This window comes from Pseudomonas sp. F007 (genome assembly GCF_057814275.1).
This window is the reverse complement of record NZ_JBVATA010000011.1, coordinates 142,168-164,595: the sequence shown is the minus strand read 5'-3', so window position 1 is coordinate 164,595 and position 22,428 is coordinate 142,168. Positions and strand designations below refer to the sequence as shown.

General features: G+C 61.8%; 23 protein-coding genes. 11 read left to right on the top strand and 12 right to left on the bottom strand.

The genetic code is table 11. From position 1 onward, the window contains the following. Positions 1 to 215 precede the first annotated feature (215 nt). Together aroQ and ACZYR5_RS26415 are read left to right on the top strand one after the other, a co-directional pair. The gene (gene aroQ, locus ACZYR5_RS26420; protein ID WP_489092313.1) at positions 216 to 656 is read left to right on the top strand and encodes a type II 3-dehydroquinate dehydratase; all 441 of its coding nucleotides are present in this window, start codon (positions 216 to 218) and stop codon (positions 654 to 656) included. A 5-nt stretch (positions 657 to 661) separates the two neighbouring features. Further along, positions 662 to 1,516 carry a shikimate dehydrogenase gene (locus tag ACZYR5_RS26415; RefSeq protein ID WP_489092312.1) on the top strand — a complete coding sequence of 285 codons (855 nt, stop codon included), beginning with the start codon at positions 662 to 664 and terminating at the stop codon, positions 1,514 to 1,516. 37 nt (positions 1,517 to 1,553) lie between these two features. Here ACZYR5_RS26415 and ACZYR5_RS26410 read toward each other — a convergent pair whose 3' ends face one another. After that, on the bottom strand, positions 1,554 to 2,231 hold the full coding sequence (locus tag ACZYR5_RS26410; protein ID WP_489092311.1) for a TetR/AcrR family transcriptional regulator: 678 nt from the start codon (positions 2,229 to 2,231) through the stop codon (positions 1,554 to 1,556). A 102-nt stretch (positions 2,232 to 2,333) separates the two neighbouring features. Next, entirely contained in the window at positions 2,334 to 4,235 is a 1,902-nt protein-coding gene (gene quiC / locus ACZYR5_RS26405) for a 3-dehydroshikimate dehydratase QuiC (RefSeq protein WP_489092310.1), read from the bottom strand. A 505-nt stretch (positions 4,236 to 4,740) separates the two neighbouring features. Here quiC and ACZYR5_RS26400 point away from each other — a divergent pair. After that, positions 4,741 to 6,078, top strand: a complete 1,338-nt coding sequence (locus tag ACZYR5_RS26400) for an MFS transporter (protein ID WP_489092309.1) — start codon at positions 4,741 to 4,743, stop codon at positions 6,076 to 6,078. A 45-nt stretch (positions 6,079 to 6,123) separates the two neighbouring features. On the opposite strand, the gene ACZYR5_RS26395 is transcribed toward ACZYR5_RS26400, so the two are convergent. Continuing rightward, positions 6,124 to 7,023, bottom strand: coding sequence for a DMT family transporter (locus ACZYR5_RS26395; RefSeq protein ID WP_489092308.1), 900 nt, complete (start codon positions 7,021 to 7,023; stop codon positions 6,124 to 6,126). Positions 7,024 to 7,110: 87 nt separating this feature from the next. Then, positions 7,111 to 7,890: an IclR family transcriptional regulator gene (locus ACZYR5_RS26390; protein WP_489092307.1), complete on the bottom strand. Its 780-nt coding sequence runs from the start codon at positions 7,888 to 7,890 to the stop codon at positions 7,111 to 7,113. 164 nt (positions 7,891 to 8,054) lie between these two features. Between ACZYR5_RS26390 and ypfJ (ACZYR5_RS26385) the strand changes: the two genes are divergently transcribed. The 3 genes from ypfJ (ACZYR5_RS26385) (at position 8,055) to ACZYR5_RS26375 (ending at position 10,843) form a co-directional block, all read left to right on the top strand. Beyond that, a complete protein-coding gene (gene ypfJ, locus ACZYR5_RS26385) occupies positions 8,055 to 8,861 on the top strand; it encodes a KPN_02809 family neutral zinc metallopeptidase (protein ID WP_489092306.1) in 807 nt (268 codons plus the stop codon). A gap of 122 nt (positions 8,862 to 8,983) precedes the next feature. Then, positions 8,984 to 9,874: a KPN_02809 family neutral zinc metallopeptidase gene (ypfJ, locus tag ACZYR5_RS26380; RefSeq protein WP_489092305.1), complete on the top strand. Its 891-nt coding sequence runs from the start codon at positions 8,984 to 8,986 to the stop codon at positions 9,872 to 9,874. Further along, the gene (locus ACZYR5_RS26375; protein WP_489092304.1) at positions 9,875 to 10,843 is read left to right on the top strand and encodes an alpha/beta hydrolase; all 969 of its coding nucleotides are present in this window, start codon (positions 9,875 to 9,877) and stop codon (positions 10,841 to 10,843) included. Positions 10,844 to 10,855: 12 nt separating this feature from the next. Here the strand turns inward: ACZYR5_RS26375 and ACZYR5_RS26370 are convergent, their stop codons facing one another. From ACZYR5_RS26370 to ACZYR5_RS26360, 3 genes are all read right to left on the bottom strand, one after another. Further along, on the bottom strand, positions 10,856 to 11,449 hold the full coding sequence (locus ACZYR5_RS26370) for an HAD family hydrolase (protein WP_489092303.1): 594 nt from the start codon (positions 11,447 to 11,449) through the stop codon (positions 10,856 to 10,858). Further along, positions 11,446 to 12,315 (bottom strand): acyl-CoA thioesterase II, encoded by an 870-nt coding sequence (gene tesB / locus ACZYR5_RS26365; protein ID WP_027617801.1) that lies wholly within the window; start codon positions 12,313 to 12,315, stop codon positions 11,446 to 11,448. The genes ACZYR5_RS26370 and tesB overlap by 4 nt, the downstream gene beginning before the upstream one ends. 104 nt (positions 12,316 to 12,419) lie before the next feature. Next, positions 12,420 to 12,989, bottom strand: a complete 570-nt coding sequence (locus ACZYR5_RS26360; RefSeq protein ID WP_489092302.1) for a GNAT family N-acetyltransferase — start codon at positions 12,987 to 12,989, stop codon at positions 12,420 to 12,422. A 77-nt stretch (positions 12,990 to 13,066) separates the two neighbouring features. On the opposite strand from ACZYR5_RS26360, the gene ACZYR5_RS26355 reads away from it, so the two are divergent. Then, positions 13,067 to 13,987, top strand: coding sequence for a histone deacetylase family protein (locus tag ACZYR5_RS26355; RefSeq protein WP_489092301.1), 921 nt, complete (start codon positions 13,067 to 13,069; stop codon positions 13,985 to 13,987). 206 nt (positions 13,988 to 14,193) lie between these two features. After that, the gene (locus tag ACZYR5_RS26350) at positions 14,194 to 15,435 is read left to right on the top strand and encodes a TIGR03862 family flavoprotein (protein ID WP_489092300.1); all 1,242 of its coding nucleotides are present in this window, start codon (positions 14,194 to 14,196) and stop codon (positions 15,433 to 15,435) included. 83 nt (positions 15,436 to 15,518) lie between these two features. On the opposite strand, the gene rhlE1 is transcribed toward ACZYR5_RS26350, so the two are convergent. Both rhlE1 and yedA read right to left on the bottom strand, forming a co-directional pair. Then, complete coding sequence (rhlE1, locus tag ACZYR5_RS26345) at positions 15,519 to 16,856, bottom strand: RNA helicase RhlE1 (RefSeq protein ID WP_489092299.1); 1,338 nt, start codon at positions 16,854 to 16,856, stop codon at positions 15,519 to 15,521. A gap of 58 nt (positions 16,857 to 16,914) precedes the next feature. Further along, a complete protein-coding gene (gene yedA, locus ACZYR5_RS26340; protein ID WP_489092298.1) occupies positions 16,915 to 17,805 on the bottom strand; it encodes a drug/metabolite exporter YedA in 891 nt (296 codons plus the stop codon). 160 nt (positions 17,806 to 17,965) lie between these two features. Between yedA and ACZYR5_RS26335 the strand changes: the two genes are divergently transcribed. Further along, a complete protein-coding gene (locus tag ACZYR5_RS26335; RefSeq protein ID WP_489092297.1) occupies positions 17,966 to 18,418 on the top strand; it encodes an Lrp/AsnC family transcriptional regulator in 453 nt (150 codons plus the stop codon). A 6-nt stretch (positions 18,419 to 18,424) separates the two neighbouring features. Here the strand turns inward: ACZYR5_RS26335 and ACZYR5_RS26330 are convergent, their stop codons facing one another. The 3 genes from ACZYR5_RS26330 to ACZYR5_RS26320 all read right to left on the bottom strand — a co-directional run bounded on the left by ACZYR5_RS26330 (position 18,425) and on the right by ACZYR5_RS26320 (position 20,423). After that, on the bottom strand, positions 18,425 to 19,036 hold the full coding sequence (locus tag ACZYR5_RS26330) for a 3'-5' exonuclease (protein WP_489092296.1): 612 nt from the start codon (positions 19,034 to 19,036) through the stop codon (positions 18,425 to 18,427). A 22-nt stretch (positions 19,037 to 19,058) separates the two neighbouring features. Further along, the gene (locus ACZYR5_RS26325) at positions 19,059 to 19,538 is read right to left on the bottom strand and encodes a LabA-like NYN domain-containing protein (RefSeq protein ID WP_489092295.1); all 480 of its coding nucleotides are present in this window, start codon (positions 19,536 to 19,538) and stop codon (positions 19,059 to 19,061) included. A gap of 132 nt (positions 19,539 to 19,670) precedes the next feature. Continuing rightward, a complete protein-coding gene (locus tag ACZYR5_RS26320; RefSeq protein ID WP_489092294.1) occupies positions 19,671 to 20,423 on the bottom strand; it encodes a DUF2076 domain-containing protein in 753 nt (250 codons plus the stop codon). Between the two features lie 176 nt (positions 20,424 to 20,599). Here ACZYR5_RS26320 and ACZYR5_RS26315 point away from each other — a divergent pair, with 176 nt between their 5' ends. Both ACZYR5_RS26315 and ACZYR5_RS26310 read left to right on the top strand, forming a co-directional pair. Further along, the gene (locus ACZYR5_RS26315) at positions 20,600 to 21,271 is read left to right on the top strand and encodes a YciC family protein (RefSeq protein WP_489092293.1); all 672 of its coding nucleotides are present in this window, start codon (positions 20,600 to 20,602) and stop codon (positions 21,269 to 21,271) included. Between the two features lie 76 nt (positions 21,272 to 21,347). Continuing rightward, positions 21,348 to 22,427 (top strand): endonuclease/exonuclease/phosphatase family protein, encoded by a 1,080-nt coding sequence (locus ACZYR5_RS26310; protein WP_489092292.1) that lies wholly within the window; start codon positions 21,348 to 21,350, stop codon positions 22,425 to 22,427. Position 22,428: the final 1 nt, after the last annotated feature.

The following is a 22,428-nucleotide window of genomic DNA, read 5'->3' as shown; positions in this document are numbered from 1 at the left end:
TCGCTCAGGCTAGTCCCGGCTACCCGGCAGCAGCGGAAGAAACGGTAAGCAGTTTTTTCCCCGCGCACGGCCGTCCGATCATCGAACACTCTTTGCAGGCCCGCCTGGCATCTCGAAGGGCGACCCATTGAAAAAAGTAACCATTCGGTACATTTTGTTCTCACAGCCGATCCTCATTCGGCCCATACCAAGAACAACAATGGAGAACGCCCTCGATGGCCCCGATTATCCTGGTGCTGAACGGCCCCAACCTGAACCTGTTGGGCACCCGCGAGCCTGCCACCTATGGCCACGAAACCCTGGCCGACATCTCGGCACTCTGCGGCCAGGCTGGCGAGGAGTTCGGGCTCAAGGTCGAATTCCGCCAGACCAACCACGAAGGCGAGTTGCTGGACTGGATTCATGGTGCTCGGGGCCGCTGTGCCGGGATCATCATCAACCCGGCAGCCTGGACCCACACCTCGGTGGCGATCCGCGATGGGTTGGTTGCAAGCGAATTGCCAGTCATCGAGGTTCACCTGTCCAACGTCCATGCCCGTGAACCCTTCCGCCATCATTCCTTCGTTTCCGCCATCGCCACCGCGGTGCTGTGCGGGTTTGGCAGCCATGGATATCGCCTGGCGCTCGCCCACTTCAGCCAGCGCTTGCAGGGATGAACACCATGTCGCAGACCACAACAGTGCTCGCCGGCCTGATTGGCGCCGGCATCCAGGCCTCACGCACGCCAGCGCTGCATGAGCATGAAGGCGATGCCCAGGGCATGCGCTATCTCTACCGGTTGATCGACCTCGATCAGTTGCAGCTCGACAGCAGCGCCCTCGGCGATTTGCTCAAGGCCGCCGAGCGCACGAACTTCACCGGCCTGAACATCACCTTCCCGTGCAAGCAGGCCATCCTGCCGTTGCTCGATGAACTCTCGGCGGAAGCCCAAGGCATCGGCGCGGTGAACACCGTGGTGCTCAAGGACGGCAAACGCATCGGCCACAACACCGATTGCCTGGGGTTTGCCGAAGGCTTTCGGCGCGGTCTGGACGGCGTCGCCCGCGAACGTGTAGTGCAGATGGGCGCCGGCGGCGCGGGAGCGGCAGTGGCCCACGCACTCCTGGGCGAGGGCGTACAGACACTGAGTATTTTTGATGTGGACAACAGCCGCGCGCAAAGCCTGGCGGATAACCTCAATCAGCGTTTCGGCAGCGGCCGGGCCTGCGCCGGCCATGACCTGCAGGGCGCCATGGCGCGCGCCGACGGCCTGGTCAATACCACACCCATGGGCATGGCCAAGCTACCGGGCATGCCGGTGCCGGCCGAGTGGCTGCGCAGCGAATTGTGGGTGGCAGAAATCGTCTACTTTCCGCTGGAAACCGAACTGCTGCGCGTCGCCCGAAGCCTCGGCTGTCGCACCCTGGATGGCGGCAACATGGCGGTGTTCCAGGCGGTCAAGGCGTTCGAACTGTTCAGCGGCGTCGCGCCGGATGCGCGGCGCATGCTGGAGCACTTTCACCAGATGAATCAGTGAACTCGATCGTGGGGCGCGTGCGGTGCCCCACTCGCGCTCACGCTTGCAGATAACGCAGGACCGACTCGCAGATCATCTCGCGATGGCGTTGCTTGATCGCTTCATTGGGCAGATCGATCTGGAAGATCTCACCAATGGTGTGGCGGTTCGATACCCGGTAAAAACAGAACGAACTGATCAGCAAGTGCACGTCCAGCGCGATCAGGCCCTGGCGAAAAATCCCCTCCTCGGCCCCCCGCTGCAGGATTACGCCCAGTGAATCGAGGATGGTGTTGTTCATCGCCTTGATCGGCTGCGACTGCTTGACGAATTCGGCGTTGTGAATGTTCTCGATGCTGACGATGCGCACGAAATCCACATTGCGGTCGTGGTGATCGAACGTGAATTCCACCAGGCGCCGAATGGCCTCCTGCGGTGCCAACTCGGCAAGGTGCAGGCGGTTTTCGGTGCTGCGGATATCACCATAGAGTTTTTCCAGGACCTCGACGTACAACTGCTCCTTACTGCCGAAGTAGTAATAGATCATACGTTTGGAAGTATGGATTCGCTCAGCGATGGCATCCACACGCGCGCCGGACAAGCCCTGCTGGACAAACTCGACGATGGCTTCCTGAAGGATATTCTCGCGAGTCTTTTCCGGGTTGTTCTTGCGACTCTTGCGCGGCTCGAGCGCGGACGCCTCGGGCGCTACGGTAAGGTCTGTGGTCATTCTCATTCCGGGCTCAAGGCCATCACTGAACAGCTGGCGATTATGAGCCCGCGAGGGGCAGCGAAGGAAGTATCAGCCACCGCTTAGGCCCCTGAACTTACCAAATTCCTACAACTTGGGCTGACGCACCGCACCACTGCGCGACTTGGCCATCGCGGCCAGGCGCACGGCGACGTTCGCCGCGCCATAACCGGCATAGCCGCCCTTGCGCTGGATGATCTCGAAGAAGAACCGCCCTTCGAACGGCTCGGTATACACGTGGAACAGCTCTCCACCCTGGGCATCGCGGTCATACAACACGTTGTAGTAAGCCAGTTCACTGAGGAACTCATCGTCGAAATCAAACCGTGCGGCGAGATCGTCGTAATAGTTGAGCGGAATATCCAGCAGCGGCACCCCGGCCTCCTTGGCCCGACTGACCTCGGCAAAGATGTCATCGCAATCGAAGGCAATGTGGTGCACACCGGAGCCACGATAACTGGACAGGGCATGGGAGATGGCCGTATTGCGGTTCTCGGAAATGTTCAGCGGCAAGCGAATCGAGCTGCAGCGACTGCGCAGCGCACGGCTCTTCACCAGGCCATAAGGATCGGGGAGGACCACCTCATCATCGGCCTCGAAATCCAGCAGGCTTTTGTAGAACAACACCCAGCTGTCGAGACTGTCGGCTGGCAGTGCCATGGCCATGTGATCGATACGCTTGAGCCCCCCACCCGCATGGGATACGGGCGGCAGCACGAAGTCGGTGCCATAGACGTCGGCACGCTCATCCACCAGGTAGATCAAACTGCCATCCGGCGCCCGCACGGCGGCCAGTTCCAGTTCATTCGGGCCGACCAGCCCGCGATAGGGTTGTCCCTTGTAGGCCACTGCACGCGCCAGGGCACTGACGCTGTCCTTGACCCGCACGGCCGTTGCGCACAACGACGGGCCGTGGGCCTCGAAAAAGTTGTGGGCGAAGGAATAGGGCTCGGAGTTGAGGATCAGATTGATATCGCCCTGGCGCAGCAAGCTGACGTTCTTCGAGCGATGCTGCCCGGCCTTGACGAACCCCAGGCGCTCCAGCCAAAGCGCGAGCTTCGCACCCAGACTTTCATCGACGGCAAACTCCAGGAATTCGATGCCGTCGTAGGCGCTGGCCGCCGGCGTATCGAACAGAATCTCGGGCTGCGGTGCCGGGTTGGCTTGCTGCGCCAGACGCTCGCGGGTTTTTTCCTCGAGGTACAACAGCGAGCGCAGACCATCAGCGGCATTGGCCCTGGGCGGGGCAGCACGAAAGCCATCGTTGAAGATTTCCAGCGACAGGGGGCCGTTGTAGCCACTCTGGATAATCGGCGCGAGGAAGCCCGGCAAGTCGAATTCGCCCTGGCCGGGGAAGCAGCGGAAATGCCGGCTCCACTCCAGTACGTCCATGGCCAGGATCGGTGCGTCGGCCATCTGCACGAAGAAAATCTTGTCGCCCGGGATATCGGCGATCGCGCGCGGATCCCCCTTGAGCGACAGCGTATGGAAACTGTCGAGCAACACCCCCAGGGCGGGATGGTCGGCCTGGCGCACGATGTTCCACACTTGTTGATAAGTGTTCACATGACGGCCCCAGGCCAGCGCCTCGTAACCAATGCGCAGGCCCCTGGCGCCAGCACGCTCGGCAAGCAGGTGCAGGTCATCGACGAGAATCTGCTGATCGCCGGTGCTGTCGGCCGAGGCGTTGCTGCACACCAGCACCAGGTCGGTACCCAGTTCCTGCATCAGGTCGAACTTGCGCTCCGCGCGCTCCAGATTGCGCGGCAGGCGCTCGCGGCGACAGCCTTCAAAGTCACGAAACGGCTGGAACAGGGTGATGGCGATGCCCAGGTCAGCGCACAGCTGCCGGATTTCCCGTGGGCTGCCATCGTAGTACAGCAGGTCATTCTCAAAGATTTCCACCCCGTCGAAACCAGCGGCAGCGATGGCTTCGAGCTTCTCCGGCAGGGTACCGCTCAAGGAAACGGTGGCAATGGAACGCTGCATGTCTGAACTCCCGACGCTGGGCGGTTGTTATTGGAGGGATCGCGGGCTGGCGCGTTTGGCATGGCGTAAATTATTGGCCTGGCGCATCATTACAGCAATTCAAAGTGTACCAACCAGTTAGTTTACTGTGCGATTATCGAACAAAATGGCCGTTGGCGAATTGACGATTTTTTGCTCGCTGCGCACCATCGACAGCACATTGAAGCCGCGCCTAAACCATCGACCTCAATGGCCAAAGACCCAGAACACACCATAAAAATGTCAAAAATCGGGTACACGCTCATGCTTTCATTCAACGCCTTGCCCCGCACCGCCGCCCATCCGTATCAGCGCCCGGACACCCCTCGCCGACCCGGCTTCATTGACTGAACCCGGCCCACAACGCCGGCGAACACTCTCGACCGATCCCTCTGGCTGCGCGCCCACCTGCGCCTGCCGAAGATCGATCACGCGCCCTTGAAGCCCCGACAAGCCCTGCTTGTCAGTCATTGAACGGATGGCACACATGATTCCTTCACAAAGTTCGCGCATGGCTCCCAGCCTGAACGCCACACACGCCGGCATCGGCGACAAGATCCGCGGTGCCATGGCCGTGGGCAAAACCCGCTGGGGCATGCTCGCCCTGGTGTTTTTCGCCACCACCCTGAACTACATCGACCGCGCCGCACTGGGCGTCATGCAGCCAATCCTGGCCAAGGAAATGAGCTGGACGGCGATGGACTACGCCAACATCAACTTCTGGTTCCAGGTCGGCTATGCGATCGGTTTTGTCCTGCAGGGTCGATTGATCGACCGGGTGGGCGTCAAGCGCGTGTTCTTCTGCGCCGTGCTGCTCTGGAGCCTGGCCACCGGTGCCCACGGTCTTGCGACCTCGGCGGTAGGCTTCATGGTTTGCCGCTTCATCCTCGGCCTGACCGAGGCCGCCAACTACCCCGCCTGCGTGAAAACCACACGCTTGTGGTTTCCCGCCGGCGAACGGGCAGTGGCTACGGGCATCTTCAACGCCGGGACCAACGTCGGCGCGATGTTCACCCCGATGCTGCTGCCGTTGATCCTGCATGTCTGGGGCTGGCAGGCAGCCTTCCTGTGCATGTCGGCACTGGGTGGGATCTGGTTGCTGTTCTGGGGCCTGAAGTACTTCAACCCGGAAGATCACCCGAGCGTCAAACAATCGGAACTGGACTACATCCAGGACCAGGTCGAACCCGAGCAAACCCGTGTGCCGTTCTCGCGCATCTTGCGCATGCGTGGCACCTGGGCCTTCGCCCTCGCCTATTCGATGACCGCCCCGGTGTTCTGGTTCTACCTGTACTGGCTGCCGCCGTTCCTCAACCAGCAATACAACCTGGGGATCAACGTGACCCAGATGGGTATCCCGCTGATCATCATTTACCTGACCGCCGATTTCGGCAGCGTCGGCGGCGGCATCCTCTCGTCCTTCCTGATTGGCCGCGGCATCAACCCGATCAAGGCGCGGCTGATGTCGATGCTGCTGTTTGCCTGCTGCATCATCGGTGTGATCATTGCCGCCGGCTCGAGCAACCTGTGGGTAGCGGTGTTCGCCATCTCCCTGGCCATCGGTGCGCACCAGGCCTGGACGGCGAACATCTGGAGCCTGGTGATGGACTACACCCCCAAGCACATGATGAGCACGGTGTTCGGCTTCGGCGGCATGTGCGCGGCGATCGGCGGGATGTTCATGACCCAACTGGTGGGGCACATTCTTACGGTCACAAACAACAATTACACCGTGCTGTTCACCATGATTCCGGCGATGTACTTCATCGCGCTGACCTGGATGTACTTCATGGCCCCGCGCAAGATCCCCGACCTGCAAGACTGACCCGCCCTTCGCGCAGGCCCGCCCGGGCCTGCGCAACATGCCTGGTCAACGACGGCGCTGTTGCCAGGCCGCCGCCAGGCCACTCAAGCAGATAATGACGATGCCCAGAATGGTGGTCAGGCTCGGCGTGTGGGAAAACAACAACCAGCCCAGCAGACCGGCAAACACGATCTGACAGTAGCCAAAGGGCGCCAGCAGCGCAGGCGCCGCGTGACGGAACGCCTGGGTCAGAAACAGGTGCGCAGTCATGCCGCAGGTCCCGAGCGCCAGCATCATCAACCCGTGACCGATACTCGGCACCTGCCAGAACATCGGCACCAGCGCACTCATGATCAAGGTGTTGCACAAGCCCGCGAAAAAGTTGCTGGTGGTCGGGCTGTCGATCTCGGCGAGCTTGCGCGTCAGCAGTTGATAAAAGCAGAAGCACAAGGCCGAGCAGAATGGCAGCAAGACCGCCGGGGTGAACAGTTCACCGCCGGGGTGCACGATGATCAGCACCCCGACAAATCCGCAAATCACTGCCAGCCACTGCCCCCGCGTGACCCGCTCGCCGAGCAGCGGCACCGACAATGCCGTCACCAGCACCGGCGCAAGGAAGTTGACCGCCGTGGCTTCCGCCAGCGGGATGTACAACAGCCCGGTGGTGAATAGCAGGCTGGTACCCAACAGGCACAAGGCCCGCAGCAACTGCAGCAGCGGTCGTCGGGTACGCAGCACACGCAGCCCGGACTGGGGCAGGAATATCCCGGCCATCAGCAAGGTATGCACCAGATAGCGGGCCCACACGACCATTATCACCGGGTAAAAGCCCGAGAGGTATTTGGACAAGGCGTCGTGGGTGGAAAACAACAGGGTGGCGCCAATGACCAGCACGATGCCTTTGAAGGGTTGGTTGATACCAGACAGTGGCGTACTCACCGTGCACTCCTGTTGTGGGGCTGTCATAGCGCCCTACAATTTAGAACTCAATTCCACTTTTTAACATAGGCACGCCGATAAAGCGTTCGATCCGCGCACATATTTTCCCGACACTCAACGGCTGAACAACGCCGAAGCCTGACTGGCGGCTGACAGTTCCTCGGTGTACTGCAACAAGACCGCCGCCAATTCGTGCAGGCGCTCCTGCGGCAATCGTGCACTGGGGCCGGCGACACTGAGCACTCCGACCGCCCGTCCATCGAGAGGGTCGCGCACCACCGCGGCAATGGCCGAGGTGCCCACTGCCGAACTTTCCTCGACCCAGGCATACCCATGTTCACGGGCCAGGCGCAGGCGCTCGAGCAGTTCGATATTGGAGCGCGGTGCATTCGGCCCGATCTCCAGCGGCTCGTCGCTGGCCTGGCGCTCAACCAGTGCCAAGGCCTCGGCATCGCTCATGCAGGCCAGCCAGGCGTGGCCGGAGGCGGTGTAGAACAGCGGCGCCTCACGCCCCATGTCGGGGTCGTAGCGCAAGCCCGAACGCGCGCCCTGGGACTTGGCGATCCAGGTCTGGCGCTCACCTTCGATCACCCCCAGGCGCACCAGTTCACCGGTTTCCTGGGCCAACCGGTCGAGCACCGGCTGGACAATGTCTGCCCCGCTGCCGGACAGGTAGCGAAACCCCATGGCGACCAGTTTGGTCGACAGGTGATAGCGCAGGTTATCCGGGTTCTGTCGCACATAACCCAGGCGGATCAGCTCGGCGAGTAGCCGATGGGTGGCACTCTTGGGAATCTGCAGTTGCTCGGCCAGTACCTGCATCGGCAGACCTCGCGGGTCGCGGGTGAGGCTTTCCAGCACACTGAAAACGCGTTCGATTTGACTGCCGGCCATGGTGATTTTCCAGAGTGGGATGGCCAATTCTAAAAGATAAACAAGTCAGCGCAAAATCTGGAACCGAGCACGTGCGCGTTGACTTATTTACCGTCTCCAACGCCCTCGTAACTGTTATCCACATGTCAGGCAATGAAGCCGCTCACCGTACAAGGAAGATCAACATGTTATGGAAAAAAGCCCGTCCCAGTGACAACGTCAAGGACACTCGCCAAACCGGATTCAGCATCGGCCAGAAGGTCGGTATGTGGCTGGGTGCAGTCGCCGTGCCCGGCCTCTTTGTCGTCCTGGACAACTTGCCAGCGAACAAAGAGCAACCCCGGATCGATCCACAGGTGGAGTTCATCCGCGCCGTCCTGGGTGACACTGAAGACACCTGGAAGCCGTTGTTCAAGCCCTATGATCAAACCTACCCGGAGCCTGAACTGACCTTGTTCGACAATAGCGTCACGTCGGCATGCGGTTACGCGACGTCGGCCGTCGGGCCGTTCTACTGCCCGCAGAGCCAGTCGGTTTACCTGGACCTGGATTTCTTCCGCAAGATGGCGGAACGGGTTGCCGACTTCGGAGAGTTTGCCCAAGCCTATGTCATTGCTCACGAAATCGGCCATCACGTGCAGGCTCGGCTGGGTCTTTCGCGCCCCTTCGACGAGGCGCAGAACGCCGGCCAGCACACAGCCGGAGATGACGGCCTGCAGGTGCGCTCGGAACTCCAGGCCGACTGCCTGGCCGGTGTCTGGGCCCACCATGCACAACAACGCCTGGACTGGCTCGAGCCGGGAGACATGCAAGCCGCACTCAATGCTGCCTCGGCGTTCGGCGACGACTATCTACGTGGGAACTCGTCCGCCAAAGTGATGCCTGAGACCTTTACTCACGGCAGGTCTGCGCAACGTGTGCGCTGGTTCGGCCAGGGTTTCGAATACGGCCAAATCGAGCAGTGCGATACCTTTTCGGCAGACCCCTTGTAGTCCGGCAGCCCAGGCCGGCGACTGCCATACTCTCGACCGTCCGATAAAGTCAGACGGTCGGGCTGGCGCCTATCCCGCACAGCAGCAACACTCATCACCACGCGTAAGTAGAGGATTCCCACATGTTATGGAAAAAAGGTCGGCGCAGTGACAACGTGGTGGATGCCCGTGGTGAGGGTATGGGTGGCGGGGGCGGCATGCGCTTCGGCGGGGGCAAGGGCTTGAGCCTGACGGCGATTGTGCTGATTGTCGGCATTGGCTGGATCACCGGCCAGGACCCGATGCAGATACTCGGCCAACTGGCCGGCCAGATGGACCAGCAATCAGCCCCTGCCACCACCCAGGCTCGCAAGGCGCCGCCGGCCAATGATGAGCAGGCGGAGTTCGTCGCGCGGATCCTCGGCGACACCGAGGACACCTGGGGGCAGATCTTCCAACAGGCCGGTCGCCAATATGCAGCGCCCAAGCTGATGCTGTTCAGCGGCCGGGTCAATTCGGCGTGCGGCGGGGCGACGGCGGCCACCGGCCCGTTCTACTGCCCGGCCGATCAACGGGTGTACCTGGACATGAGCTTCTTCCAGGAAATGTCCCAACGCTTCGGCGCCGCCGGCGACTTCGCCCAGGCCTACGTCATCGCCCACGAAGTCGGCCACCACGTGCAGACCTTGCTCGGCGTTTCCGCGAAAATTCAGGCCGCGCGCCAACAAGGCCAGCGCATGGAAGGTGACGGTGGCCTGCTGGTGCGCCAGGAGTTGCAGGCCGACTGTCTGGCCGGTGTGTGGGCCAACAACGCGCAAAAGCGTTTGAACTGGCTGGAGCCGGGTGATATTGAAGAGGCACTGAATGCGGCCAACGCCATCGGCGATGACCGCTTGCAGCAACAGGGCCAGGGTCGCGTGGTACCGGACTCCTTCACTCACGGCACATCGGCACAGCGGGTACGCTGGTTCAAGGCCGGGTTTGCCCAGGGCCAGATCAGTCAATGCGATACCTTTGCCTCGAAGAGTCTCTAAATGGATATACGTTGGCTCGCTGTCTGTGTTCTGTTGATCGGTGGCCCCACCGCCCACGCCGCCGACCAGGGGGTGAAAGACATCAGCCCCGGACGCCTGGATCTGGGTGTCGGTGAGTTGGCCGTGGGCGTCAGCCAGACTTCACCGCAAATCCAGCGGGTGCTGATCATCCTCCACGGCCGCCTGCGCAACGCCGAGACCTACCGGCAAAGTGCCGAAAAAGCTGCGCGCCAGGCTGGCCAAAGCGCCACGACCCTGGTGATCGCACCACAGTTTCTCAATGAAACCGATGTGGCTCGCCACCAACTACCTGACAACGTACTGCGCTGGCGCGGCAACGAATGGATGGCCGGCGACCTGTCCACCGGCCCCGAAGCCCTGAGTTCCTATGCCGTACTCGATCGATTGCTGACCCGCTTGAGCAACCGCCTGGAATACCCGACGCTCAAGGAAGTGGTGATTGCCGGTCACTCCGGCGGCGCCCAGGTCGTGCAGCGTTTCGCCATGCTGGGAGAGGACCAACCCGCCTTGCGCCAGGCCGGGGTCAAGGTGCGATACGTGATTGCCAATCCGTCGTCCTACGCCTACTTCGACAAACAGCGACCCGTTGCGCTCAACTCGACGAAATGTCCCACCTTCAATGACTGGAAGTATGGTCTGAACCATCTACCGGACTATGCCAAAGGCGAGACGGCACAGACCCTGGAGAAGCGTTACATCGAGCGCGACATCACCTACCTGCTCGGGGAACTGGACACCGATGCCGCACAACCCGCCCTGGATAAAAGCTGCGCCGCCCTGGCCCAGGGACCGTCACGCCAGGTGCGCGGGCTCAACTACTTCAAGTACCTGACGCAGCGCCACCCGCAGGGCTTGAATCAGCATCTGGTGGCAGTGCCCGGGGTCGGCCACAGCGGCGACAAGATGTTCACCTCGCCCCAGGGACAGGACGCGCTGTTTCGCTGGTAAAGCGTTGCAGGCTCAAGCCTGCAGCAGCTGGTGCAACGCCTGGCAATCGGCTGCATGCCAGTCGGTCAGTTCGGGCCAGGGATTATCCGGCAGGTTCACCAGCACGGTGCGCGTGCCCGCGGCGCGGCCACAATCCAGATCGAAGCGATAATCGCCGACCATGACCATGTCCGCCGGCGCGACCTGCCAGGCGGCGGCCAGTTTCAGCAGGCCACCGGGATGAGGTTTGGGAGGCGCATCGTCACGCCCCAGTACGTCCTCGATCGCAAAACAGTCGGCCAGGCCGATGGCTTCGAGGGTGATATGCGCCAGTTCACCGGCATTGCGCGTGAGGATGCCCAGGCGATAGCCCCGCCCTGCCAGTTCGCGCACCAACTCCACCGCGCCGGGGGCCGGTGTCGAACCCAGCGCCAGATCGCGCTCGTGCTCCAGCAACCAGGCATGTTTGGCGGCAGCTTCCTCGGCAGGCAAGGCCTCGAGATGGGTCAGGATGTCGTGCTCGGCAGGAATGCACAGCGCCTGGCGGATCGCCGCAAAATCATGCACGGCGACGGTCAGCGTGCCGTCCATGTCGAACACCCAATGTCGAACCTGGGACAGGCTCATGCCCAATCCTTGCGATGGCGAATCAAGCCTTCCTGCGTGACCGAGGCCACCAGTTTGCCGGCGCGGTTGTACACGCTGCCCCGGGAGAAACCGCGCGAATTGCCGGCCCACGGGCTGTCCATGGCGTAGAGCAGCCAGTCATCGGCACGCAGGTCGGCGTGGAACCACAGCGCATGATCAAGGCTGGCGACCTGCATGTCTTTCTGCCAGACCGATTTGCCGTGGGGCAGCATCGAGGTGGTCAGCAAACCGAAGTCCGAGGCGTAGGCCAGCAGGTACTTATGCAGGGCGGGGATGTCTGCCAGGGCACCGTCGGCGCGAAACCAGACGTACTTGATCGGATCCCCGGGCTGCGGGTTGTAAGGGTCCTTCTCGGTGACCGGGCGCACTTCGATCGGCTTCGGGCACAGCAATTTCTCGCGCATGTGCTCCGGGATCAGATGGGCCAACTGCTGGGTAATTTCCAGTTCGGTCGGCAGGTTCTCCGGACCGACCACAACCGGCATTTCAGTCTGGTGAAAGAAGCCTTCTTCGTCGTACTGGAACGAGGCGCTGCAGGTGAAGATCGGGTTGCCCTTCTGGATCGCAGTCACCCGACGGGTGCTGAAACTGCCGCCATCGCGGACCCGGTCAACCTGGTAAACCACCGGCAAACCGGCGTCTCCCGGACGCAGGAAATAACCATGCATCGAATGCACATGCCGTGCTTCTTCGACGGTCTGGCTGGCAGCAGACAACGACTGGCCCAGTACCTGGCCGCCGAACAACTGGCGAAACCCGAGGTCCTGGCTGCGACCACGGAACAGGTTTTCTTCGATGGGTTCCAGGGTCAGCAAGTCGACCAGATCATCCAGCACATGACTCATTCAGACTCTCCTACAGAGCAATGCCGCGCAGTCGTGGCTGCGGCGGTCGATTCGAATGTTGGCCGGAGCCAACCAATACACGCATTGTAAACATCCAGGCCGGCTTAGCCATGCATGGTTTTCAACCATTGCTCGCGGGAAATGCGGTACAGCAGGTGGCGACTCAGCGGATGATCGGCTGGCAGTTTGGGGTGATCGAAATCCCCTGCCGGATCATGCTGCATGCCAATCGCCTGCATGACTTTCTCCGACGGCGAGTTATCCACCGCGGTAAATGCCACCACCTGATCCAGGGACAACCGATCAAAGCCGCAGCGCAGAGCGGTCCACGCTGCTTCGCTGGCGTAACCCAGCCCCCAGTGTTCACGCGCCAGGCGCCAGCCGATTTCGATGGCCGGGGTGAACGCCGCCTCGAACCCGACCAGACCCAGACCGGTAAAACCGATGAACGCGCCGCTGTCCTTGCGCTCCAGCGCCCACGCACCGAAACCATGCTCGGCGAAATGTCCACGGATTCGCCCGATCAATTCGGCACTTTCCAAGCGACTCAAGGGCGCTGGAAAGTAGCGCATGACCTGAGGGTCGGCGCACATCGCGGCAAACGCCGGCAAATCTTCATCACGCCACTGTCGCAGCAGCAGGCGCGCACTCTCCAGTTGCAGTATCGGCTCCATCGTTCCCCCTCCGTTGCCCTGCCAACCAGTCTATATCGCTGGTAGGATCCTTCACTCATTCACGCCACGTTATCCACATGTCCCTGCCACTGATCTACCACGAAGACTACAGCCCCGAGTTCCCCGCGGAGCATCGCTTCCCCATGGATAAATTCCGCCTGCTGCGCGATCACCTGGTGGACAGTGGCCTGACCCAGGACCAGTTCCTGCTGCGTCCGGACATCTGCCCGCCGGACGTTCTCGCCCTGGCCCACGATCGCGCCTATATCGACCGCTACATGAACGGTGAGTTGTCCCGTGAAGACCAGCGGCGCCTCGGCCTGCCCTGGAGCGAAGCCCTGGCCCGGCGCACCGTACGCGCTGTCGGCGGTTCGCTGCTGGCGGCCGAGCAGGCACTGCAGCACGGTATGGCCTGCCACCTGGCGGGCGGCACCCACCATGCCCACTATGATCATCCCGCCGGCTTCTGCATCTTCAACGACCTGGCGGTGATCAGCCACTACCTGCTGGAAAGTGGCCGGGTCGGGCGGGTGCTGATCTTCGACTGTGACGTGCATCAGGGTGATGGCACCGCCCGGATACTCGAACATACCCCGGACGCAGTGACGGTTTCCCTGCACTGCGAAAAGAATTTTCCTGCGCGCAAGGCCAAGAGTGACTGGGATATCCCCTTGCCCATGGGCATGGGCGACGCGGACTACCTGAAGGTGGTCGATGACGCGCTCAACTACCTGCTGCCGCTCTACCGACCCGACCTGGTGCTGTACGACGCCGGCGTCGATGTGCACAAGGACGACGCCCTCGGTTACCTGAAGCTGACAGACGCCGGTCTCGCTGCACGTGACGAAAGCGTCATGCGCCATTGCCTGGGTCGCGACATTCCCGTGGTTGGGGTGATTGGCGGCGGCTACAGCAAGGACCGCCAGGCCCTGGCACGGCGCCACGGCATCCTGCATCACAGCGCGCAACGAGTGTGGCAGTCATCAGGCTGTCATTGAACGGTGGATGCGTTACTCACAATGGCTGTGGAGTGGCCTGTGGATAACCTGAGCGAAAGGATCTGCAGGCCACGCTGCACATAGCTTGCCGAGCACTGATTGTTTTTTGATCAACCGAAATCAAACGCAGGACTCGTCCGATTCCGCGAGCTGGGTCACCTGCTGCTAGAATGCGCCGCTTATTCCGCCGAACCGCAGCGCACGCCATGACCCAGTCCTCCGCCCCCTCCCCTCGCCACGTTGCCATTATTGGCGGCGGCCCCGCCGGTCTGATGGCGGCCGAAGTGTTGAGCCAGGCCGGGATCAAGGTTGACCTCTACGACGGCATGCCCTCGGTCGGACGCAAGTTCCTGCTGGCCGGGGTGGGCGGCATGAACATCACCCATTCCGAAGCCTACCCGGCGTTTCTTTCGCGCTACGCCGAGCGTGCGCCGCATATTGCCCCGCTGCTGCGCGAATTCGGCGCGCAGGCGCTGTGCGAATGGATTCACGACCTGGGGATCGACACCTTTGTCGGCAGCTCCGGACGAGTGTTTCCTACCGACATGAAAGCAGCCCCGCTGCTGCGTGCCTGGCTCAAGCGTCTGCGCGACAGCGGTGTAGTTATCCACACCCGCCACCGCTGGCTGGGTTGGAACGCCGACGGCAGCGTACGCATCGCCAGCGCCGACGGTGAGAAAGCGCTCAAGCCCGACGCCTTGATGCTGGCCTTGGGCGGCGGCAGCTGGTCACGCCTGGGCTCCGACGGCGCCTGGATGCTGCCCCTGGAACAACAGGGAGTCGATCTTGCCCCACTAGCGCCGAGCAACTGCGGGTTTGAAGTGACGGCCTGGAGCGAATTGATGGTGAGCAAATTCGCCGGGGCGCCGCTGAAAAATATCGCCATCGGCTTGAATGACGACACGCCACGCCTGGGTGAGTGCGTGATCACTGCCACTGGCATTGAAGGCAGCCTGATCTACGCGCTATCGGCGCCGATTCGCGATGCCATTCAACTGCACGGCTCGGCAACGGTGCACATCGACCTGCTGCCCGGCCGCCCTGTGGATAAAATTCTCGCAGCCCTGAACAAACCTCGCGGTTCACGCTCCATGGCCAAGCACCTGCACAGCCAGCTGGGCCTGGACGGCGTCAAGGCCGCCCTGCTACGCGAACTGACCAGCGCCGCAACCTTTACCGACCCGCTTGGCCTGGCCCAGGCCATCAAGGCCCTGCCGCTGACACTGGTCAAGACCCGCCCCTTGGACGAAGCCATCAGCAGTGCCGGCGGGGTGAAGTTCGAGGCGATGAATCAGAACCTGATGCTCAACGCCCTTCCAGGCGTGTTTTGCGCAGGGGAAATGCTCGACTGGGAAGCACCCACTGGCGGCTATCTGCTGACGGCCTGTTTTGCCAGTGGGCGTGCGGCGGGATTGGGGGTCAGAGATTGGCTCAGCGGTAAGATGTAAGTTGTCAGCTGCAAGCCTCAAGCTGCAAGATTAAAGCGGTGCACGACCTGCTTCTAACTTGCAGCTTGAAGCTGCCCAACTTCCTACTTCTTCTTCCTCGGCCCGGTATTGAACACCGGCACTTTGCGCACCGGCTTCACCGGCACATCAGCCACGGTCTCGCCACTGTCGACCCACTTGCCCAGGTTGCGTTTGCCGCCGCCAGAGGCCTTGGGCTTCTTCGGCTTTTTCGGCTTTTTCGGCTTCTTGACCACCTGGCCACTGGCGTCGGTATCCGGCACCCGATGCTCGGGCTCGAAGTCCTGCTCCTGATGCCGGGTCAGGGTCTGACGGGTCAGCATCTCGATGGCTGACAGCAGATTCACCTCATCGGCGCACACCAGCGAAATCGCCTCGCCGGTCGAACCTGCACGTCCGGTACGGCCGATACGGTGGATGTAGTCCTCGGCCACGATCGGCAGGTCGAAGTTGACCACCAGCGGCAGGTCTTCGATATCCAGCCCACGAGCCGCCACGTCGGTGGCCACCAGAATCTGGATTTCGCTGGCCTTGAAGCGGTCCAGCGCACGCTGGCGAGTGGCCTGCGGTTTATCACCGTGGATACCGTCGGCGTTCACGCCCAGGCCCTGCAACTTGTCCACCAGCGCGTCGACGCCGTTGCGGGTCTTGGCAAACACCAGCACTTGCTTCCACTTGCCCTTGCGCATCAGGTGCACAAACAACTCCGGCTTGCGCTTCTTGTCGACCGTGTACAGCCATTGCTTGACGGTGTTGGCCGCGACATTGCGCGGGCTGACTTCGATGCTCAGCGGATCGTTGAGCATCTGCCCGGCCAGCAGGCGGATCTGCTCGGAGAACGTCGCGGAGAACAACAGCGTCTGGCGCTTTTTCGGCAGCGCCTTGTAGATGTTCGCCAGCTCTTCAGAAAAGCCCAGGTCGAGCATGCGGTCCGCTTCGTCGAGCACCAGGGTCTGCAGCTGATTGAACTTCAGCGCATTCTGGCGGAACAGGTCCAGCAGGCGACCGGGAGTGGCCACCAGCAGATCGACGCCCTTGCGCAGTTTCATCATCTGCGGGTTGATGCTGACGCCGCCGTACACCGCGTAAGTGCTCAGCGGCAAGTGCTCGGCGTACTGACGCACACTTTCATGCACCTGCTCGGCCAGCTCGCGGGTCGGCACCAGAATCAACGCTCGCACCGAGTTGCTGGTGACTTTCGGACCTTCCATGGCCAGCAGTTGCAGGAGCGGCACGGCAAAACCGGCAGTCTTGCCGGTACCGGTCTGGGCCGCGGCCATCAGGTCGCGACCGGCCAGCACTGCCGGAATGGCTTGCGCCTGCACCGGGGTCGGGGTCTGGTAGCCGAGCGTCTCGAGGGCGCGCAGCAAGGGTTCGATCAGGCCAAGAGTGGCGAAAGTCATGGGGGTACCGTAGGAAAGAGTCAGCGCATCTGTGCAATGCGCGGCAGTTTACCTCAATTCACACGGGTTTCTGCTTACGCCACTGCGGCAAGCCGATCAACACCACGGCACTGATGATCACCGTCATCGCCAGCGCCTCCTCGAGGCCGATGCTCTCGCCGGCAAAGACGATCCCCAGCAGCACCGCGACCGCTGGATTGACGTAGGCATAACTGGTGGCCGCCGCCGGGCGCACGTGCTTGAGCAGGTACATGTAGGCGTTGAACGCAACGATGGACCCGAACACCACCAAGTACATCAACGCGATCCAGCCTTCGATCGGCGGCAACGCCTGCAGATACTCACCGGACAACAGGCTGCCGATCATCAGCACCACGCCGCCGATCAGCATCTCGGCGGCACTGGCCATGGCCCCTTGGGGCAGCGGCAGATGTTTGCTCAATACCGAACCGAAGGCCCAGGCAGCCGCGGCAAAAATCAGCAGCGCCGCGCCGAACGGGCTCGATTGCAGGTTGGAACCCAGGTTGAGCATGGCGATGCCAATCAGGCCGAGGGCAATCCCCGCCCATTCCAGGCGCGTATTACGCGTTCCCCAGAAGTAGCCGAACAACAGAGTGAACAGCGGCACGGTCGCCACCGCCAATGCAGCCACACCCGAAGCCACCCCGGCATGCTCGGCCACGGTCACCGCGCCGTTGCCACACGTGAGCAGCAATACGCCAATCAGCGCTGCCGCCTTCCACTGCGGCCAGGTCGGTGCCGGCACTCCGCGCCAACGCAGGAAACCGTAAAGCAAGGCCCCAGCCAGGATAAACCGCACGCCGCCCAGCATCAGTGGCGGCCAGTATTCGACGCCGATGCGGATCACCAGGTAGGTCGACCCCCAGATCACGTACAGCGCAAAAAAAGCACTAATCAGCGGTAACGGAAAACGGCGAAGACCAGGCATGGGCGGCTCTGAGGCAGGGCAAGTGGAGCGTTATTCTAGAAACCCGACAGACGGAACTTAAGTTACAAAACCTTTTTATAAGGCCAGTACACTTTTCAAAACACGGAGTTCGCCGCTATAAACCGTGCTTTCGAAAGCCAGCTGTTTCTGGAGCCTGTTTATGGACAAGTACGACCGAATGCTGCTCAGCGCCCTGATGGAAAACGGCCGCGCTTCCTACGCCGAGCTGGCGCGCAAAGTGAACCTGTCGGCTCCGGCCGTCGCCGAGCGAGTCGCCAAGCTGGAGTCCAACGGGGTGATCACTGGCTACCAGGCGAATGTCGACTTGGCCAAGGTCGGCCTCCCCATCCAGTGCCTGATCGAGCTGCGCCTGACCCAGCATGGCAACCAGAAAGCCTACGACGAGTTGCTCAGCATCCCACAGCTCACCGAGTGCTATCGGGTGACGGGGGATGCCTGCGTGATCATGCGTGGCGCGGTGGCGTCGATGATCGAGCTTGAGGCTTTGATCAATCGAGTCGCCCGCTTCGGCTCCAGCAAGACCTCGATTGTGCTGTCCAGCGCCTTCGACAAACGTGTGCCGCTGGCGCAACTGGAAAGCCCGGGCAAGTGAGGTGCGTCAGAGTCCGCGATGGCGCTTGAGATGGTCGTTGATTTTCGCCGCCGGGACTTTCTGCAGGCGGCACAGAAAATCATGGGACAGCTCACCCAAGCCGTGGGTCTGCTGCAACTCCTGCATCAGGTGCGCGGTCAGGTTGGCCGCCATCTCGGCGTCGGCCATGGCCCGGTGCGCCTGGCCGGTATGGGGCAATTGAGCAAAGGAGGTGAGCGTGCCGAGCTTGTGGTTGGGTGCGGCCGGCATCAGGCGGCGAGCCAGGAGCAGCGAACAGGCAAAGTTCTGCAGGCGGGTACGCTTGATTCGCCCCAGTTCAAAGTCCCAGAACTTCTGGTCGAAGGCCGCATTGTGGGCCAGCAGTGGCGTGGTGCCGACGAACTCGTTGACCTCGTTCATCACCCGCTCGGCGCTCGGCGCGGTGCGCAACATGGCATTGCTGATGCCGGTCAGTTGTTCGATAAAGGCCGGCACTCGCACGCCCGCATTCATCAGGCTCTGGTAGCGGTCGACGATGCGCCCCTGCTCCAGCATGACCACGGCGATTTCCGTGGCCCGGCAACTGCTGCTGGGGGAGATTCCGGTGGTTTCAAAGTCGATGACAGCGATGCGTTCCAAACCTGTTCCTTGCGTTCAATAATCAGTTTTTAAGCAGCAGCGCGCCTTCGATCGGCACATAGCGGGTGGCTGCACGAATCAGCGAGTTGGCGGTCAAGCCGGGAACACCATACGCCACCGCCTCGACCCCATGCTTGGCGATGATGCGCTCCAGCAACATGTCGAAGTCGCCGTCACCGGAAGCCAGCACCACTTCGTCGACATGGTCGGCGGCGTCCATGATATCGAGGGTGATGCCCACGTCCCAATCGCCCTTGGCCGAGCCATCGCTGCGTTGAATGTAGGGTTTGAGCTTCACGGTGAAGCCGAGGTTGCGCAGGATCTGCTGGAACTGCTGCTGCTTGCTGTCACCGCGATCGATGGCGTAGGCGTAAGCCTCGACAATCTGCCCGCGCTGGCTGATGTCCGCCCACAGGGCGGCATAGTTGAAGTGGCAACCATAGGCCTGGCGTACGGTGTAATAGAGGTTCTGGACATCGGCGAACACTGCGATCTTCTTCACCGCACATCCTCTTGGCGCACGCAGGCGATTGCTCGGACTCAAGGCCCGAAAAGTCGCCCAGTATGCCAGTCATGGAGAAGATTCCGCGAATAAACAGTCCGGAACGCCACAGCGTCCCGGACGAATGGCGGGTCAGACGAAGGAATCGTCATCGCCAAACAGCGACGAGCTGTCGTCGCTGTAGTCGGTGTTGGCGAATCCGCCCTGGTCGTTGCCGTAGCTGTCGTTACCGGCCATGCGTGGCTCGTCGCCCCAGCCGTTGTCGTTGACCTGGGCGGGCTCTTCCTTGATGACCTCGACAATCTCTTGCGGATTCTGATTGCTGTGAAACAGGCTGCTGATGCCTTGTGCCAGCATCACGCCACCGGCGACGCCTGCCGCGGTTTTCAAAGCGCCACCGAGGAAGCCACTGCCAGCGGCGGGCGCCTGCTGTGGCGGTGCGGCATAGTTCTGAGGCGATCCACTGAAGCCTGGTCGCGAGGATTGCGCAATGCCAGCAGGACTTCCGGACTCACGCCAGCCATTGCTACTGAAGGCTGCCGGAGCCTGGGCGGCTGGCGGCGCCTCACGGTTACCACCAAAAATACTCGACAGGAATCCGCCGCTGCTGGCTGCCGCCGCGGGCGCCTGGGCCTTGGCTCGCTGCAGTTCATCCTGGGCTTGCTGCAACTGTTGCGCGAGTTGCTGGTTGTGTTCGTCGAGACGCTTGATCGCCGCCTCCTGCACCAGAATCGCCTGCGTCATGAAGTAACCCGCGGCAGGCTGGCGGCTCAGGTGCTCCTTGATTCGCGCCTCGGCCTGAGCGTCACGCGGCTCGGCCTGGGTTTCGGCCTGCTGCAGACGGGAAAACAGTCCATCGATCAGGGTTTGCTCTTCGCTGTTCATGACTACCTCGTGAATTACCGGAAATCGCTGCCCTCGTCCCTTATGGTCAAGGTGCCTGGCAGTAATGGGGCCGACACAGCCTGTTTCAATGAGCTTTACCGAACGTTTACCTTTGTTCAGGAAGCGCGCGCATCGGTTACAGTGTCGCCATACCTTGCTACCTGCGAAAGCGACCGATGAATCCGTTAGACGTACTCCGCGACTCCCTGTATTTCTTCAAGCGCAACCTGGGCGGCATCGTGCCACTGTGCCTGCCGCTGGTGGTGATCGAAGCCCTGCTGCAACAGCTGGTCGATCACACCCAGGGACCGGAAGCCTTTCCCGGGTACAGCGTGATTGTCGGTCTGCTGGTCTACCCGCTGTACACCGCGGCCTTGATCCTCTTTCTCGATGCCCGCAGCCGCGGCGAGTCGCCGCGCACCCGTGATCTGCTCGCGGCCTCGGCCAGCCTGTGGCCACGCTTCGCCCTGCTGACCGCGGTCAACACCCTGATGATTCTGGTGGGCCTGTCGCTGTACTTCCTGCCGGGCATCTGGCTGATGGTGATGCTGGCCTTTGCCGAATACCTGCTGGTGCTGCGCAACATGCAGCCACTGGCCGCCATCCGCGAAAGCATGCGCATGGCGCGGGGCAATTTCCTGCGTATTCTGGTGTGTATTCTCTGCGTGATGGCACCGCTCTGGTTGCTCAAGGGCGTGAGCGTGTCGGTGTATCCGGAGCCGAATCCAGTCCTTTCGGTGATCATCGAAAGTGGCCACAGCTTCCTGCAACTGTTCACCAGCGTAGTGCTGTTCCGCCTGTTCATGCTGATCAGCGATGCCGCTGACAACAACCCGGGCAATGCCTGACAGCGCCACCCTTGGGCTGCAACCTCGCTCTCGGTTATGCTCGGCCAAACCTTTTGTAACGCCATAAGCCGAGCCCATGACCCGACTACTGCGCTACACCCTGCTGGGCCTGCTGATCGTCGCAGGCCTGTTGCTGACCCTGACCTTCAGCCTGACCTGGCGCCCCGACGCCAAAGAAACCCTGGCGGTTCGCTGCAGCGCCGACGCCCCGCCCCTGGTGCCTGGCCAGGCGCTGAAAGTCATGACCTGGAACGTGCAATACCTCGCCGGCAAGCGCTATGTATTCTGGAACGACCTGGCCCAAGGCAGCGACGAAGCACCGACGCCGGAAGACATGGCCTTCAGCCTGGATGAAGTGGCACGGGTAATCCGCGACGAACAACCGGATGTGGTGCTGCTGCAGGAATTGGATGACGGGGCCAAGGCCAGTGATTATCAGGACCAGCTCAAGCTGCTGCGCGACCGCGTCGCGGATATCTACCCTTGCACCACCTCGGCCTTCGACTGGAAGGCCGACTTTGTCCCGGACCTGCACATTTTCGGCAGCGTCGGTCGGCAACTGGCGACCCTCAGCCGCTACAAGATCGAAAGCGCCGAACGCCTGCAATTGCCGGAACAACCGGGCAATGTCATCAGCCGCCAGTTCCTGCCGAAAAACGCGCTGCTGGTGAGTTATCTGGCGCAAAGCGATGGCGGGCAAATCGCCGTGCTCAACACCCATCTCGATCGGGCGGTGCAGCCGGACGACACCTTGCAGCACCAGGTCGCGGCCGTGGCCAAGGTGCTGGATAAATACGAAGCGCGCGGCACACCCTGGCTGATCGGCGGCGACTTCAACCTGCTGCCGCTGGGACAATTCCAGCGTCTGCCCGCCGAGCAGCGCACACCCTACTCCGCCGACAGCGCGCTGCATCTGCTGTGGGACAAGTACCCGATGATTCCCACCAACAACGAAGCCAGTGGGATCAATCGCGAGCGCTGGCTGACCCATTACCCCAACGACCCCGGCCTCAATGGCCCGGATCGCACCGTCGACTACCTGTTCTACAGCTCGCGAATCAAGCGCGTGGAAGCCGAAGTGCGGCAGGACGACACGCTGCGCATCTCCGATCACCTGCCAGTGATCGCGCGGTTTCTGTTGCCGGCAGCCCCCTAGA

Bases quoted from the DNA above. Each gene is read 5' to 3' on its own strand.
- quiC (WP_489092310.1), bottom strand. From the start codon at position 4,235: ATGCAGCGTTCCATTGCCACCGTTTCCTTGAGCGGTACCCTGCCGGAG.
- ypfJ (WP_489092305.1), top strand. From the start codon at position 8,984: ATGTTATGGAAAAAAGGTCGGCGCAGTGACAACGTGGTGGATGCCCGT.
- ACZYR5_RS26310 (WP_489092292.1), top strand. From the start codon at position 21,348: ATGACCCGACTACTGCGCTACACCCTGCTGGGCCTGCTGATCGTCGCA.
- ACZYR5_RS26415 (WP_489092312.1), top strand. From the start codon at position 662: ATGTCGCAGACCACAACAGTGCTCGCCGGCCTGATTGGCGCCGGCATC.
- ACZYR5_RS26350 (WP_489092300.1), top strand. From the start codon at position 14,194: ATGACCCAGTCCTCCGCCCCCTCCCCTCGCCACGTTGCCATTATTGGC.
- aroQ (WP_489092313.1), top strand. From the start codon at position 216: ATGGCCCCGATTATCCTGGTGCTGAACGGCCCCAACCTGAACCTGTTG.
- ACZYR5_RS26410 (WP_489092311.1), bottom strand. From the start codon at position 2,231: ATGAGAATGACCACAGACCTTACCGTAGCGCCCGAGGCGTCCGCGCTC.
- ACZYR5_RS26390 (WP_489092307.1), bottom strand. From the start codon at position 7,890: ATGGCCGGCAGTCAAATCGAACGCGTTTTCAGTGTGCTGGAAAGCCTC.
- ACZYR5_RS26360 (WP_489092302.1), bottom strand. From the start codon at position 12,989: ATGGAGCCGATACTGCAACTGGAGAGTGCGCGCCTGCTGCTGCGACAG.
- ACZYR5_RS26315 (WP_489092293.1), top strand. From the start codon at position 20,600: ATGAATCCGTTAGACGTACTCCGCGACTCCCTGTATTTCTTCAAGCGC.
- tesB (WP_027617801.1), bottom strand. From the start codon at position 12,315: ATGAGTCATGTGCTGGATGATCTGGTCGACTTGCTGACCCTGGAACCC.
- ypfJ (WP_489092306.1), top strand. From the start codon at position 8,055: ATGTTATGGAAAAAAGCCCGTCCCAGTGACAACGTCAAGGACACTCGC.
- ACZYR5_RS26375 (WP_489092304.1), top strand. From the start codon at position 9,875: ATGGATATACGTTGGCTCGCTGTCTGTGTTCTGTTGATCGGTGGCCCC.
- rhlE1 (WP_489092299.1), bottom strand. From the start codon at position 16,856: ATGACTTTCGCCACTCTTGGCCTGATCGAACCCTTGCTGCGCGCCCTC.
- yedA (WP_489092298.1), bottom strand. From the start codon at position 17,805: ATGCCTGGTCTTCGCCGTTTTCCGTTACCGCTGATTAGTGCTTTTTTT.
- ACZYR5_RS26335 (WP_489092297.1), top strand. From the start codon at position 17,966: ATGGACAAGTACGACCGAATGCTGCTCAGCGCCCTGATGGAAAACGGC.
- ACZYR5_RS26320 (WP_489092294.1), bottom strand. From the start codon at position 20,423: ATGAACAGCGAAGAGCAAACCCTGATCGATGGACTGTTTTCCCGTCTG.
- ACZYR5_RS26395 (WP_489092308.1), bottom strand. From the start codon at position 7,023: ATGACAGCCCCACAACAGGAGTGCACGGTGAGTACGCCACTGTCTGGT.
- ACZYR5_RS26355 (WP_489092301.1), top strand. From the start codon at position 13,067: ATGTCCCTGCCACTGATCTACCACGAAGACTACAGCCCCGAGTTCCCC.
- ACZYR5_RS26400 (WP_489092309.1), top strand. From the start codon at position 4,741: ATGATTCCTTCACAAAGTTCGCGCATGGCTCCCAGCCTGAACGCCACA.
- ACZYR5_RS26370 (WP_489092303.1), bottom strand. From the start codon at position 11,449: ATGAGCCTGTCCCAGGTTCGACATTGGGTGTTCGACATGGACGGCACG.